This window comes from Glutamicibacter uratoxydans (genome assembly GCF_050753455.1).
GTDB lineage: Bacteria > Actinomycetota > Actinomycetes > Actinomycetales > Micrococcaceae > Glutamicibacter > Glutamicibacter uratoxydans_A.
Genome location: NZ_CP192736.1, coordinates 2,447,756 through 2,461,266, shown reverse-complemented (window position 1 = coordinate 2,461,266; position 13,511 = coordinate 2,447,756). Strand labels below are relative to the sequence as shown.

Genomic DNA, 13,511 nt, shown 5'->3' with positions numbered 1-13,511 from the left:
TCAGGCCAGTTCCAGTGCACTGAGCGCAAGCCACAGTTGCACGCGGTCACCGGTGACGGTGGGGTCATAGCCGGATAGATCGGTGATCTGTTGCATGCGATAACGCACGGTGTTGCGGTGGAGCCCCAAGGACTCGGCCACAGCTCCGACCGAACCGTCTAATTTGAAGTATTCGCGCAGCGTGGTGAGCAGCTCACCCTTGTTTTGCGCATCGAACTTCTGGATTGGTCCCAGGGCCTCGGTGGCCAAGTCAAGAATCGGGACATCTCGGGCGGTCAAGAGCAGGGAAGTGAGGGACAGCTTGGCCGGGGAGTTCACCCGTCCACCCTGGCGGAGGGCTTCGAGAGCTTCGTAATAACTCCAGCGCACCCCGTTGCCTTGGGCGTAGCTGCCACCGTAACCAATGCTGGCCGGGATGTTGGCGGTTTGTAGGTATTCATCTAGCAGTGGCACAACCCTTTCACGCAGGTCGGTCGGAATCAGCACGCCAAGTTTCTGATCACTGAGGAAAACCACTTGGGCTTCCAATAAGGGAGGCAACGGTAGCCGAGAGAGTAAGGACTGGGGGGAAGCGGCCTGAACCAGTATGACCACGTGTTTCCGACGGGTATCTAGGCCCAGGGAACGTAGTCGCGCCTCCGCGTCCGAGCCTTCCAAGGTCCCGGTCACCAGATCTTCGACGATCTGCCCGTGGGCGGTGCGCTGTGATTCGCGTAAGCGTGACTTGTTTGCCACTTCCAAGCCGATCAGCGATTGGGCGTACTCGATCAGCCCGTGGTGCGCATAAGGCTCTTCCAAGTACAGGGTGCATTTATCGCGCATCCCGGTGGCGATCGGGAACTCCCTCCACGACCCGGTCATCACATCTGGCCCATAGATTTGGGTGCCGTGTAGCGAGACCGCTACCTTGGTGCCTAACATTTTGGATAGTTCGCTCAGCATCCCGGTGAGGTTGGCGGACAACAATGACCGGGTCAACTGCTGGTGCGAACGAAGCAGGTGCTGTAATTCGGCCACATGCAAGCGGTGCTGGGCCTCAGCAATCAGTTTCGTGATGGTGGCGAAGGGGGTTTCATAGGGGACCTCAAAGACTGGCAACCCCACCTCTTGGGCGGTCTTCAGGATGGTTTGCGGAACATTGCGGTGCCCCAAACCGGTTCCGAACCCCAAGGCAATGACGTGGTTGTCGGCCAAGCGCAACACAAACTCGCGCTGACTGGCAGTGGTCTTTTGTCTGACACCGGTGGTCAAAACGATCTCTTGGCCGGTGAGGAACTCCGAGGGGTCCAATAGCTCGGTGACCGCGCCCCACGTGATAGAGCTCTCTACGGCTGCCGAAAAGTCATTCAAGGGACGCAAAGCTAGTTCGGTATGCTCAAACAAGTTCGCCAAGGTGATTGCCATGCTTCAAGTTTAGGCGCTGAGTTGTGCGTCCTAGATCCGCTGTGGGGTGGGGGTGCGGGTAGAACAATGCCGGTAAATTCCACACAGAAGATGTCAAGTAGGTTACGTTAATCACATGAACACTCAATCATCACCTCAAGGTGCACCTGTGGCCGGTGCAAAGCGCGAGGTATTCTCCTCGCGCAAGTTGTTCATCCTCTCGGCCATTGGTTCCGCTGTTGGTTTGGGAAACATTTGGCGTTTCCCCTATGTTGCCTACGAAAACGGTGGCGGCGCATTTTTGATCCCCTATTTGGTGGCGATCCTTTGCGCCGGTATCCCACTGCTCTTCCTGGATTACTCGATCGGACACCGCTACCGCGGTTCCGCCCCGTTGGCCTTCCGCCGTCTAAACCGCAAGGCCGAAGTCATCGGCTGGTGGCAGGTTCTGATCTGCTTCATCATCGCTATTTACTACGCTGCGATTATCGCTTGGGCGGCCATGTACGCCTGGTTCTCGATCACCAAGGCTTGGGGCGATGACACCGAAGGCTTCTTCATGGGCGAGTTCCTGCAGGTTGCCGGGGAAGTTACCGTCTCCTTCGATATCGTTTCGGCGGTATTCTTCCCAATCCTGGCGGTTTGGGCCGTCACCGTAATCATCATGGTGGCCGGCGTGAACAAGGGCATTGCCCGCGCCAACGTCGTCTTCATGCCGCTGCTGATCGTCATGTTCATCCTGTTGGTGGTCCAGTCGGTCTTCCTGCCCGGCGCTGTGGATGGTCTGAATGCCTTCTTCACCCCTAACTGGGAAGCCTTGATGAACCCGGGAGTGTGGGCGGCTGCCTTTGGCCACATCTTCTTCTCGCTGTCCGTAGCATTTGGCATCATGGTCACCTACTCTTCCTACCTGCGTCGCAAGACCGACCTGACCGGTTCGGGGTACGTGGTGGCCTTCGCTAACTCCGGCTTTGAAATTCTGGCCGGTATCGGCGTGTTCGCTGCCCTAGGCTTCATGGCCTACAACGCCAGCTCCGCGGTGGATGAGGTGGTTTCCGGCGGTATTGGGCTGGCCTTCATTGCCTTCCCAACCATTGTTTCCGAAGCGCCACTGGGTTCGCTGCTCGGTGTACTCTTCTTCGGATCCTTGGTCTTCGCGGGTCTGACTTCGCTGATCTCGATCCTCGAAGTGATCGTCTCGGCTTTCCAAGACAAGCTGGGTTGGAACCGTCGGGCAGCTACCCTGATCGTCACGCTGCCAATTGCACTGATTTCGATTATCCTGTTCTCCTCAACCACCTCGTTGTACTTGCTCGATACGTTCGATGCCTTCGTGAACCAGTTCGGTATTCTGGCTTGTGCCCTGGTTGTGGTCATCGTGGTAGGTTCCGGTTTGGGCGCTCTACCGAAGCTGGCCAAGCACATGAACCGGCACAGTTCCATCAAGTTGCGTACCGGCTGGATGGTGCTGGTTGGCGGTGTTGGTCCGGCAGCTCTGGGTTACATGCTGCTCAACGAGTTCCAGACCAAGATCTCCGAGTCCTATAGCGGTTACCCGGTATGGTTCAACGGCGTCTTTGGGTGGGGCATGGCCGGAGCGTTGATCGTGATCGCAATCCTGCTCTCGCTGGTTCCGTGGAGTAGGAAGTCCAAGCTGGACGATCCGGAATTCCAAGAACACATGGACAAGGTTGAGGGCGAAGAAATCCCCGAGACCGCGGTTAAGGAGTACTAGCAATGAGTGGAATTGCCATTACCTTGATGATCGTTGCGATGGTGACGATCTGGGGCGGGCTGGTGCTTGCGTTGATCAATTTGAACCGTCACCCGGATGTTCCCGATGATCCGGAAGACGATCTGCTTGAGGCACCGCACCGCCTCTAACAACTGAATAATCTCTTCTCGGCCAGCACCCCTATGCGGGTGCTGGCCGGGACTTTTTGTGCGCTTGCACAAAAGCCGGTTTTCGCCACTGTGCTTCATAGTTTTGCACCGTGCGGGTCAAGCAATAATGTTCATTTCAGAACTGATCATCTCGGGCCAATCCTTGGCTCCGCGCGGCCGCACTTTATGGAGTCGGCTTGAACAATTAGCAGAAAGGAGCTCGCTGTGGACGTTACCTACCGTATCGAGCAAAAGCGCAAGATTTCCGGACCGTTCCCAGGCCCTAAGTCCCAGGAGCTCAACGCTCGTCGGCAGAAGGCTGTAGCCGCCGGAGTGGCCTCCACCTTGCCGGTCTACGCGGCCGATGTTGATGGCGGCATCATCGTCGACGTCGATGGCAACCAGCTCATCGACCTGGGCTCGGGTATCGCCGTGACCAGCGTGGGCGCCTCGAACCCTGCAGTGGCTCAGGCGGTGGCTGAGCAGGCCGCACGCTTCACTCACACCTGTTTTATGGTGGCCCCGTACGAGAATTACATTGAACTGGCCGAAAAGTTGGCGTCAATCACTCCGGGGAACTTTGACAAGCGTGCGGTGTTCTTCAACTCGGGTGCCGAAGCCGTAGAAAACGCCATCAAAGTGGCGCGTGTGGCAACTCGCCGCCAAGCTGTGGTCGCTTTCGACCATGCCTACCACGGGCGTACCAACCTGACCATGGGACTGACCGCTAAGGCCGCACCATATAAACGTGGCTTCGGTCCGCTGGCCCCGGAAATTTACCGGATGCCGATGAGCTACCCATTCCGCGAAGAAAATCCCAACATCTCCGGCAAAGAAGCGGCCGAACGAGCCATCTTGGCGATGGAAAAGCAGATCGGTGGAGACCAGATCGCCGCGATCATTATTGAGCCGATCCAGGGCGAAGGTGGATTCATCGTACCCGCCACCGGGTTCCTTTCACGTATCAACGAGTGGGCCAAGGAGAACGGGGTTGTCTTCATCGCCGATGAGGTCCAAGCAGGCTTCGCCCGTGCCGGAGCCTGGTTCGCTTCCACCGTTGAAGGCATTGAGCCGGATCTGGTAACCGTGGCCAAGGGTATTGCCGGTGGTATGCCGCTGTCCGGTTTGGTGGGTCGCGCCGAACTGTTGGATTCGGTCCATGGAGGTGGCCTGGGTGGTACCTACGGTGGTAACCCGGTGGCAGTGGCCGCGGCCTTGGAAAGCATCAAATTCATGGAAGAGCAGGATCTGGCAGGTCGTGCTTTGGAAATCCAAGAACAGTTCTTCGCCCGGTTTAAGGCAGTAGCCAAGGATGTTGCGGCGATTGGTGACGTGCGTGGCCGCGGCGCCATGGTGGCTATCGAATTCGTCAAGCCAGGTGGGATTGAACCGGACGCGGAGCTGACCAAGAAGATTGCTGCCGAATGCTTGGAACAGGGCGTGCTGATTCTGACCTGTGGCACCTACGGGAACGTGGTGCGTCTGCTTCCGCCGCTAGTCATCGGTGACGAACTGCTTGCCGATGGGTTTGACGTGTTGGAATCCGCCATCCGCAAACTTGGCTAGGCCAAACACACAAATAGTAAAAGTATCAGCTGCCGGGTCCCTCTTCACAGAAGGACTCGGCAGCTGATTTTTTGTGGGGTGTGGAATTTGTGGGTCAGGGGAGTTTCTTCGGCTCAGGTCCCCGCCCAGCGCGAGGTGCGCGGATCATGTCGATGATGAGGATCACCACCGCGATCCAGACCAAACCAAATCCCACCCAACGTTCAACCTGCATGACCTCGTGGAAAACGAATAACCCCAGCAAGAACTGGCCGATCGGGGCAATAAACTGCAAAGAGCCCACGGTGCTCAGTGGCAGGCGACGGGCCGCCGCACCGAAGAGAATCAAAGGCACCGCGGTGATCACACCGCTGGTGGTCAAGAACCAAAACTCGGCGCTACCGCTGCTAAGTAACGCCGACTCACCGCGGGCGGCGAGCCAGAGAATAAACAGGATGGCGAACGGGGTGAGGATAACGGTCTCCACACTCAAGGTCACCAGCGCCGTGCCTTTGGACCCAACTTGATTCTTCACCAGTCCGTAGAGCCCAAAGGAAAATGCCAGTCCCAGAGAAATCCAAGGCATCCGTCCCAGCCCCAGCGTGAGCACCAGCACCGCGATCAGCGCAAACACAATGGCACTCCATTGCATCCTGGTGAGCTTTTCACGCAGCACGAGTACTCCCAGAGCTATCGCCACCAGTGGGTTAATGAAATAACCCAATGAAGCCTCAAGCACTTGCCCGGTGAGCACAGCGTAGGCATACAGCGTCCAATTCACCGCAATCAGTACACTGGCTAAACTCAGCCGCAGGGTGGTGGCTCGATCGCGTAGCACCGTGATCAAAGCCGGAATCTGCCGGGTGAGCATCAGCAGCAGACAACAGAAGATCAACGAGAAGATCACTCGGGCTGCCACGAATTCGAAGGCCGAAATCTGCGGTAGTAGCAGGAAGTACAGCGGCAGCAGTCCCCAAATGAGATAGGCCGAGGTGCCCTGAAGAATCCCGACACTGCGCGGTGAGCGCGGACTGGCCGCGACTTTATGGCTCATTGGCCTCTATTTCTTTTCATTAGGTTGGCTTCCGTTGCGCTGACAAACCACGACAGCTCGAACCGCGCACGACCCCGGGCAACGCGAAGCAAAGGTCTTGCCGCGTTTAACCCGACGCTACCTCGGTCTCTAGCAGGGAACCGCCGTGGTGATCCTAGAACACAATATCGGCTGCCGATTCGGAAGCGCATTGATCTTTACACTGACCGTAAAACAGTACGTCAGCAATGCTAATGCTGAAACTCGTGGCGCCCCCGGGATGGAAACAGGGTGCGGCGCCGTGGGCACAAGGCACATTCTCGATGCGACCGCAGCGGGTGCAGACCGCATGGTGGTGATTGTCCTTGGGATCAATCTCGTATCGGGCAGAGGTCGCCGGGATCGTGAATCGCCGGAGGATCCCTTGCTCGGTCAGCTCATTGAGGGCGTTATAGACCGCCTGCGAGGTCAACATGATATCGGCAGCGATCAGTCGCTGTTCCAAGGTCTCTGCATCCAGATGCGGTTCAGTGTCCAGTGCCTCAAGTAATGAGATCCGGGCCGTGGTGGCCTTAAGGTCATGAGCGTGCAGCAACTGGGCGTAGTCCATGGTTCCCATTGGACGGACTAGGCGGCGTAAATGTCAACTATGCCTAGTCGCACAACTTCACCGGCCCTGCTGGGTAACCTGCGGTGAGCAGTGACGCAGTTAATAGCCGCGGCTCGGAACACGCAATAGAGCTCAAACGTTGAAATAGAATAACCACTATAGGTTGGGCTTTAGTTTGGGAGTGATCATTCACGGTGCATGGACATAACAACGGACTGAAAACCGCGCTGCTCTTGGGGGGAATGTTTGCCCTGCTGCTCGCGCTGGGTTCCCTGATTGCTTCGGGCACCGGAAACAGCACTTTTATTTGGGTTTTCGCCCTGATCGGTTTAGGCACGACCGCCTACGGCTATTGGAACAGCGATAAGTTGGCGTTGCGTTCCATGCACGCGTACCCGGTGACTGAGCAAGACCAGCCGGAAATGTACCGGATTGTGCGCGAACTATCGATGACGGCACAGCAACCCATGCCACGGCTTTACGTTTCACCAACTAGCTCACCCAACGCCTTTGCTACCGGACGTAATCCGCAGAACGCCGCAGTCTGCTGTACCGAAGGGATCTTGCACATGCTCAACGAGCGTGAGTTGCGAGGAGTGCTGGGTCACGAGCTGATGCACGTGTATAACCGCGACATCCTCACCTCCTCGGTAGCCGCCGCGATCGCCGGGGTGATTACCTCGATTGCTCAGTTCCTGATGTTCTTCGGCGCCGGGAACAGTAACAACCGCAATGTAAACCCGTTGGTGATTATCCTGCTGTCGCTACTGGCTCCGATCGCAGCTACCGTCATTCAGATGGCGGTGAGCCGAACTCGCGAGTTCGATGCGGATGAAGACGGAGCGAGGTTAACCAACGACCCGCTGGCCCTAGCCAGTGCGCTGCGTAAATTGGAGCGAGGCATCGATCAGGCTCCGTTGGCCCAAGATGACCAACGGCTGGTCAACAGTTCTCACCTGATGATCGCTAACCCTTTCGGATCCCGCCTGAAGAAAATCTTCGCCACGCACCCGCCGATGGACGAGCGGGTGGCCCGTCTAGAAGCCATGGCACGTGGACAGTAAGTCCTTTAATCATCTAAGGGACTTTGACTCGCGCAGGAGGAACTGAGGTCCTTGCCTCCGGTTCGGGGGAGTAGAACTAAAAAACGCCCGAGGGATCACACATGTGTGTGATCCCTCGGGCGTTGAGCTGTCGTGGCCCTCAGAGACTGCTTAGCGCAGGTTCACGAACTGCAGATCAACTTCTTCGAAATCGCGGAGCAACGCCATGGTGGCCTGCAGATCATCACGGGACTTGGACGAAACACGCAGCTCGTCACCCTGAATGATGGACTTAACACCCTTCGGCGCCTCATCCCGGATCAACTTGTTGATCTTCTTTGCCATATCCTGGGCGATGCCTTCCTTGATGCTGGCCTCGATGCGGTATTCCTTGCCCGAAGCGAAAGGTTCTCCAGCATCCAAGGACTTCAAGGAAATGTTGCGCTTGACGAGCTTGGACTGGAATACGTCCAGAACCGCCTTGACGCGTTCTTCCGAGTTTGCCTTCATTAGGATCTTCTCGCCGCTGAAATCAATCTCCGCGCCAACACCCTTGAAGTCGTAGCGCTGGGCGATTTCCTTGCTTGCCTGATTCAAGGCATTGGATACTTCTTGGCTATCTACCTTGCTGACGACATCGAATGATGAATCGCTGGCCACGAATGTTCTCCTTGGGTTGTTCGTCGGTCAAATCTGACTCATAGCCTACCGGTTTGCACCAAGAAATACCGGACGTGATGAGGGTTACAGACAAAATTGGCTTTTGGATTTTTCATCCCAGAAAAGTTCCGGTAGAGTTATTTCTCGTTCCCACCGGAACAAACTCGGCAGATTACCCGAGTGGCCAAAGGGGGCTGACTGTAAATCAGCTGGCAACGCCTTCACTGGTTCGAATCCAGTATCTGCCACAAAAATCCTCCGGATCGTCAAGATCCGGAGGATTTTTTGGTTAAACACAAAATTTTGACCTGTGACTAACGCCCAAAAATAAGCGTCGGCCAGCGAATTCGGCTAACGTGTAACCATGGCAACAGTAAACGTTAATGAAACAGACTTCGCACAGCTCATTGAAGAGAACGATATTGTTCTGGTTGATTTCTGGGCCGAATGGTGTGGACCGTGCAAGCAATTCGGGCCGGTGTATGAGGAAATCTCAACCAAGTTCCCAGAGGTCGTCTTCGCCAAGGTTGATACCGAAGCTGAGCAAGGCCTAGCCCGTGCGGCAAATATTTCGTCGATCCCTACCCTGATGGCGTTCCGTGAAAAGGTCCTGGTGTTCTCGCAGCCCGGTGCGCTCAACGCCGCTCAGCTGGAAGACCTCGTGACCGCGGTCAAGGGGATTGACATGTCAGAGGTTCATGCCCAGATTGCCGAAGAAGCCGCGCAACAAAAAGAGAACTAAAACCGGCCGATCACCGGTTGCGGTGATCTTCGGGCGCATAGCGGGGTCCAAAGGCCTGCTTGCGTTGCCCGGAAAGCTGCAGAAGTCGGATAATTCGTTGCCTCTGTCCGGTGTAGGGTTCGAGTAACTGCAGCATCCGAGCATCATCAACCCGGTGTCCCAATAAAACCTGGCCGACAAAGTCGGCCAGATGATAATCTCCGACCGAGATGTGATCGCCAGATCCGTGGGAGCGTTGCAAGGTTTCAGCAACCGTCCATGGGCCGATCCCCGGTATCGATAAGAGTGCCGCTTCCAAAGTTCCGGCACCGGCAGCCCCCGGTTTGCTTCGGGATAATTCACTGCCAGCCCACCACTCCAACCGGCTAGCGGCCTGCGCGAGACGGACGAGCGTTTCAGCGCGTGTGCGCTCCACTCTGGCTTGTTGCCACTGCCACCGCGGAATCGTGCGCAGCTGTTGCGGATACGGGAACAGGGCTAACCCCGCAGGCGCCGGACCCGGCGCGGGCCGTCCATAATGCCGAATCAGCCAACGCCACGCATAATTAGCTTCAATTCCGGTCACACGTTGTTCCAGGACGGCGCCAGCTGCATGATCAAAGACCCGCCCGGTGCGGGCTAAACGCAAATCTTTGTGGGTGGCGCGTGCCCGGCGCACCACATCTGGCAGTGTTTGAGCAAAATCTGGTGAATCAAATTCGCTCCAGTCATCACCGGCACCCAGTAGTTGCGGTGCCTGGTCAAGCGCCGTTTGTGCTCCAGCGCCCCAAGCGGTGAGGTCGAAATCCGTGCGCTGGCCCCTGCTAACAACGCGGAGTGTGGCATCGCCTGCGGAGGTCGCGAAAGCTAGCCACGCCTCGTGCTCACTGAGGCGAATTGTTGGATCGCCCGAACCTCGTTGCAGGATCGAGAGCGTGCGACGCAGATCAATTGCTGCTGAGCTGCGCCACATCGCGTGCAATCCGCCGTGGCTGCCGATTTCCGGCTCGCGCTGATCTGGCACGCTACTCTCCTTGAAATAAATGGAGCCGATGCTCTGTCAAGTCAATGACGCAAAGCTACGTTGCGGAACGACAGGTCGCAATCACGGCGGTAAAGTTCTTGACATGAAGTATGCGTCCACAGTCCTGGACCTGATTGGCAATACGCCACTGGTCAAACTGAACCGAGTCACCGACGATATTAAAGCCACTGTATTGGTTAAGCTCGAATATCTGAACCCGGGCGGATCCATCAAGGATCGTATTGCCCTGAAAATGGTGGAACAAGCCGAAGCGGACGGGCGACTGCAGCCCGGGGGCACGATCGTTGAACCTACCAGCGGCAACACCGGTGTTGGGTTGGCGATGGTCGGCCAGCTCAAAGGCTACAACACCATCTTCGTGACCCCGGATAAGGTCGGCGAGGAAAAACGCGATGTGCTCCGTGCTTACGGCGCCGAAGTCGTGGTCACCCCGACTGCAGTGGCTCCCGACTCACCGGAATCCTACTATGGTGTCTCCGACCGTCTGGTGCGCGAGGTGGATGGCGCTTATAAGCCAGATCAGTTCTCTAACCCCGGAGCCCCGGACAGCCACTTTGAAACTACCGGCCCAGAAATCTGGAACGACACCGATGGCAAACTCACCCACGTGGTGATCGGCGCAGGTACCGGCGGCACGATCACGGGCACCGGACGCTACCTCAAACAGATTTCGGCCGAACGCGCTAGCGGCCCGGTCCGCGTGATTGCTGCCGATCCGGATGGTTCGGTGTACTCCGGCGGCACCGGACGCCCTTACTTCGTTGAGGGCGTGGGGGAGGACATGTGGCCTGGAAACTACGACCCTGAGGTCCCTGATCAGGTCGAAGCGGTCACCGACGCCGAGGCTTTCGCGATGACCCGTCGCCTGGCCCAAGAAGAAGGACTGCTGTTGGGTGGTTCTTCGGGTATGGCGGTAGCTGCGGCCCTGCGCATCGCTAAGGATCTGAACGAAGACGACATTGTGGTGGTCATCGCCCCGGATGGTGGACGCGGCTACCTTGCGAAGATATTCAACGAATCGTGGATGCAAACCCAGGGATTCACTTCCGAAGAAACCGACGGACCCTTGGTCAAGGATCTGATTGCGGGAATCGATTCCTCGGCCCTGGACATTCTGGATCCGGTCGCGACCTTGGGTGACGCGGCACGAGCACTGGAAACCAACCGGGCGAGCGCGGTAGTGGTTGCTACCACCGGCTTACCGGCACGGATCGGAGAAATTCGGGGCGTGTTCACCAAGCGCTCAGTCACCAAAGCACTGCTGGACGGTGTCGCTTTGGATACCGAGCTGGTCGACTTGCAGCCAACAGAACTTCCGCTGATCGGTGCCGGACAGTCTCTACAGACGGCTCGTACACGACTCGAAACACATGAGGCAATGCTGGTCACTCAGGATGGCGAGGTACTCGCTCCGCTGACCCATGATGAGCTCCTAGCCCATCTGACGAAATAAGCCACACACTCACAAAGGACGATGACGATGAGCCAAAACAATGCCGGGTTCAATACCCGTTTTGTCCATGCCGGACAGGAATTTGAACCGCACACCGGTGCCGTTGTACCGCCGGTACACTTCTCCACCACCTATGCCCAAGAGGGCATTGGCAAGCTGCGTAACGGTTATGAGTACGGTCGTGGCACCAACCCGACCCGCGACTCATTGCAGGCCCAGCTCGCCGCGGCCGAGGGTGGCACCCACGCCTTCTCCTTCAGCTCCGGGCTGGCCGGCGAAGACTCGATGATTCGGGCACTGCTGCGCCCGGGCGATCACATTGTATTGGGCAACGACGCTTACGGTGGCTCCTTCCGCTTGATCGACCGTGTGTTGGGCCCATGGGGCATCGGTAACACCCCGGTGAACATGGATGATGATCAGGCTCTGAGTGCCGCGATCGAGAAGAACAACGCCAAGATGGTGTGGCTGGAAACTCCTTCGAACCCGCTGATGAAGATCGTGGATATCGAGCGTGTGGCGAAGATTGCGCACTCTTTCGGCGCCCTGCTGGTGGTAGATAACACCTTCGCCAGCCCATTCTTGCAGCAACCACTGGCACTGGGTGCCGACGTGGTGGTGCACTCCACTACTAAGTACATTGGTGGACACTCGGATGTGATCGGTGGGGCCATCGTAGTCAAGGATGAGCAGCTGGCCGAGAAGATTGGATTCATCCAGTTTGCCGTCGGTGCGGTCTCTGGCCCGATGGATGCGTTTTTGACCACCCGTGGTCTGAAGACTTTGGGTGTGCGGATGCGCGCGCACCAGGAGAACGCGGCACAGGTAGCCGATTGGTTGCGAGGCCGTAAGGAAGTCGAGCATGTGCTCTACCCAGGTTTCGAAGACCACCCGGGACATGAAATCGCTAAGAAGCAGATGAGCGGTTTCGGTGGCATGGTGTCAGTACAGTTCTCTGGCGGCGCCGCGGTGGCCCGTCAGGTGGCTGAAAGCACCCGCCTGTTCCAGTTGGCCGAATCCCTAGGCGGTATCGAGTCACTGATGAACTACCCCTCGGAGATGACTCACGCTTCGGTCAAGGGGACCGAGCTGGAGGTTCCAGATAACCTGCTGCGGCTGTCGGTGGGTATCGAGAACGTCGAGGACCTGATTGCTGACCTTGAGCAGGCTTTCGCCAAGCTATAACAGCTCAGTAGCGAACCCCGCCAGTGTGGATCGGTATTTCCACACCGGCGGGGTTCGGCATTTAATGTTCGCAGCGCTCCACCTTGAGCGAACTGAACCCACAGCATCCTGTGTGGCTGCGACGAACGAGTCCGGGTGGATATCTGCCGGTGCCGAAACTCGGTTATTTCTTCCAGTGCGAGCGCCTGACTCCACCGCCTGCAGCATGTGGCTCGGGCAAGCTCAAAGCGAAGCTGAAAACGCTCGCCTCACTTTGCGGAGCAGGGGACACAAGACACCACGGGCTGTGCGCATGCTGCCGATTTCGGTCGCACAGTGGCAAGGCGAAAAAACTATTTCCGCCGTGACTTCTTCGGATACAGGGCTCGGAAGTATTTGATACTGGCCGGAGTCCACATCAGTGCCACAGCGATCAGCACCAACCCGGCAAGAATTGAGTACCTTCCAAAACGTAAGAAAAGTGGCAGCGCAGCGATTAGCCCCAACCACGTCAACTGAGTGCGCGCCGCAAGGTTCGAACGCCATAACCGCACAGCCAACCAGAGGATTGCTAGCCCTGCCGCGGTTAGCAGACTCGCTAGGAACCAAGGTCCACTACTGGGTTGCGTTGACCGGGCCGCTAAGAGGAAGAGATTCGCGGCGAAACCCACAAAAAGCGCGGCAACCAGCACCCAACACAGCCGGGCAATGCGCAGCTCGCCGGGCATCGAAGGCAGTTGCGCGTTGCTCTTTGAGACGGTGTTCTTCACACCGTTCAGCATAGTGCAGGCCAGCATGGCAAGTGTGCGGTGCCTGATCTCACACTGCTACGGCACTGCTTTTTTCGGTGATCTGACGATAGAATGGATTGTTCGCGAACATCTGGCATCCCTCGCATCTTGCCCAATTTTTGAGGCCAGAGCCCTTATTTCGTGTTGTGAATCCGCAAAGTGTGTGCGGGTCTTTATGT

The 13,511-nt window shown here is 57.2% G+C and carries 13 protein-coding genes and 1 tRNA gene; 8 read left to right on the top strand and 6 right to left on the bottom strand.

Going from position 1 to position 13,511, the window contains the following annotated elements:
- Complete coding sequence (locus tag ACQQZ8_RS11385; protein ID WP_431709920.1) at positions 1-1,404, bottom strand: PucR family transcriptional regulator; 1,404 nt, start codon at positions 1,402-1,404, stop codon at positions 1-3.
- 115 nt (positions 1,405-1,519) lie between these two features.
- Between ACQQZ8_RS11385 and ACQQZ8_RS11380 the strand changes: the two genes are divergently transcribed.
- The 3 genes from ACQQZ8_RS11380 to gabT all read left to right on the top strand — a co-directional run bounded on the left by ACQQZ8_RS11380 (position 1,520) and on the right by gabT (position 4,833).
- Positions 1,520-3,118 (top strand): sodium-dependent transporter, encoded by a 1,599-nt coding sequence (locus tag ACQQZ8_RS11380; RefSeq protein WP_431709919.1) that lies wholly within the window; start codon positions 1,520-1,522, stop codon positions 3,116-3,118.
- A 2-nt stretch (positions 3,119-3,120) separates the two neighbouring features.
- Entirely contained in the window at positions 3,121-3,267 is a 147-nt protein-coding gene (locus tag ACQQZ8_RS11375) for a methionine/alanine import family NSS transporter small subunit (protein WP_431709918.1), read from the top strand.
- Positions 3,268-3,492: 225 nt separating this feature from the next.
- Complete coding sequence (gene gabT / locus ACQQZ8_RS11370) at positions 3,493-4,833, top strand: 4-aminobutyrate--2-oxoglutarate transaminase (protein WP_431709917.1); 1,341 nt, start codon at positions 3,493-3,495, stop codon at positions 4,831-4,833.
- 94 nt (positions 4,834-4,927) lie between these two features.
- On the opposite strand, the gene rarD is transcribed toward gabT, so the two are convergent.
- A complete protein-coding gene (gene rarD / locus ACQQZ8_RS11365; protein WP_431709916.1) occupies positions 4,928-5,866 on the bottom strand; it encodes an EamA family transporter RarD in 939 nt (312 codons plus the stop codon).
- Positions 5,867-6,020: 154 nt separating this feature from the next.
- Positions 6,021-6,455 carry a Fur family transcriptional regulator gene (locus ACQQZ8_RS11360; protein WP_431709915.1) on the bottom strand — a complete coding sequence of 145 codons (435 nt, stop codon included), beginning with the start codon at positions 6,453-6,455 and terminating at the stop codon, positions 6,021-6,023.
- Positions 6,456-6,649: 194 nt separating this feature from the next.
- Here ACQQZ8_RS11360 and htpX point away from each other — a divergent pair, with 194 nt between their 5' ends.
- Positions 6,650-7,519 (top strand): zinc metalloprotease HtpX, encoded by an 870-nt coding sequence (gene htpX, locus ACQQZ8_RS11355; RefSeq protein ID WP_431709914.1) that lies wholly within the window; start codon positions 6,650-6,652, stop codon positions 7,517-7,519.
- A gap of 150 nt (positions 7,520-7,669) precedes the next feature.
- Here htpX and ACQQZ8_RS11350 read toward each other — a convergent pair whose 3' ends face one another.
- A complete protein-coding gene (locus ACQQZ8_RS11350; protein WP_431709913.1) occupies positions 7,670-8,158 on the bottom strand; it encodes a YajQ family cyclic di-GMP-binding protein in 489 nt (162 codons plus the stop codon).
- 166 nt (positions 8,159-8,324) lie between these two features.
- Here ACQQZ8_RS11350 and ACQQZ8_RS11345 point away from each other — a divergent pair.
- Together ACQQZ8_RS11345 and trxA are read left to right on the top strand one after the other, a co-directional pair.
- Positions 8,325-8,406: transfer RNA gene (locus ACQQZ8_RS11345), tRNA-Tyr, on the top strand.
- Between the two features lie 116 nt (positions 8,407-8,522).
- Entirely contained in the window at positions 8,523-8,900 is a 378-nt protein-coding gene (gene trxA / locus ACQQZ8_RS11340) for a thioredoxin (RefSeq protein WP_431709912.1), read from the top strand.
- Positions 8,901-8,910: 10 nt separating this feature from the next.
- Here the strand turns inward: trxA and ACQQZ8_RS11335 are convergent, their stop codons facing one another.
- Positions 8,911-9,903, bottom strand: coding sequence for a DNA-3-methyladenine glycosylase family protein (locus tag ACQQZ8_RS11335; protein WP_431709911.1), 993 nt, complete (start codon positions 9,901-9,903; stop codon positions 8,911-8,913).
- Between the two features lie 103 nt (positions 9,904-10,006).
- Here ACQQZ8_RS11335 and ACQQZ8_RS11330 point away from each other — a divergent pair, with 103 nt between their 5' ends.
- Positions 10,007-11,377, top strand: a complete 1,371-nt coding sequence (locus ACQQZ8_RS11330) for a pyridoxal-phosphate dependent enzyme (protein ID WP_431709910.1) — start codon at positions 10,007-10,009, stop codon at positions 11,375-11,377.
- Between the two features lie 27 nt (positions 11,378-11,404).
- Positions 11,405-12,562, top strand: coding sequence for a cystathionine gamma-synthase (locus ACQQZ8_RS11325; RefSeq protein WP_431709908.1), 1,158 nt, complete (start codon positions 11,405-11,407; stop codon positions 12,560-12,562).
- Positions 12,563-12,894: 332 nt separating this feature from the next.
- Here ACQQZ8_RS11325 and ACQQZ8_RS11320 read toward each other — a convergent pair whose 3' ends face one another.
- On the bottom strand, positions 12,895-13,311 hold the full coding sequence (locus ACQQZ8_RS11320; protein WP_431709907.1) for a hypothetical protein: 417 nt from the start codon (positions 13,309-13,311) through the stop codon (positions 12,895-12,897).
- Positions 13,312-13,511 lie beyond the last annotated feature (200 nt).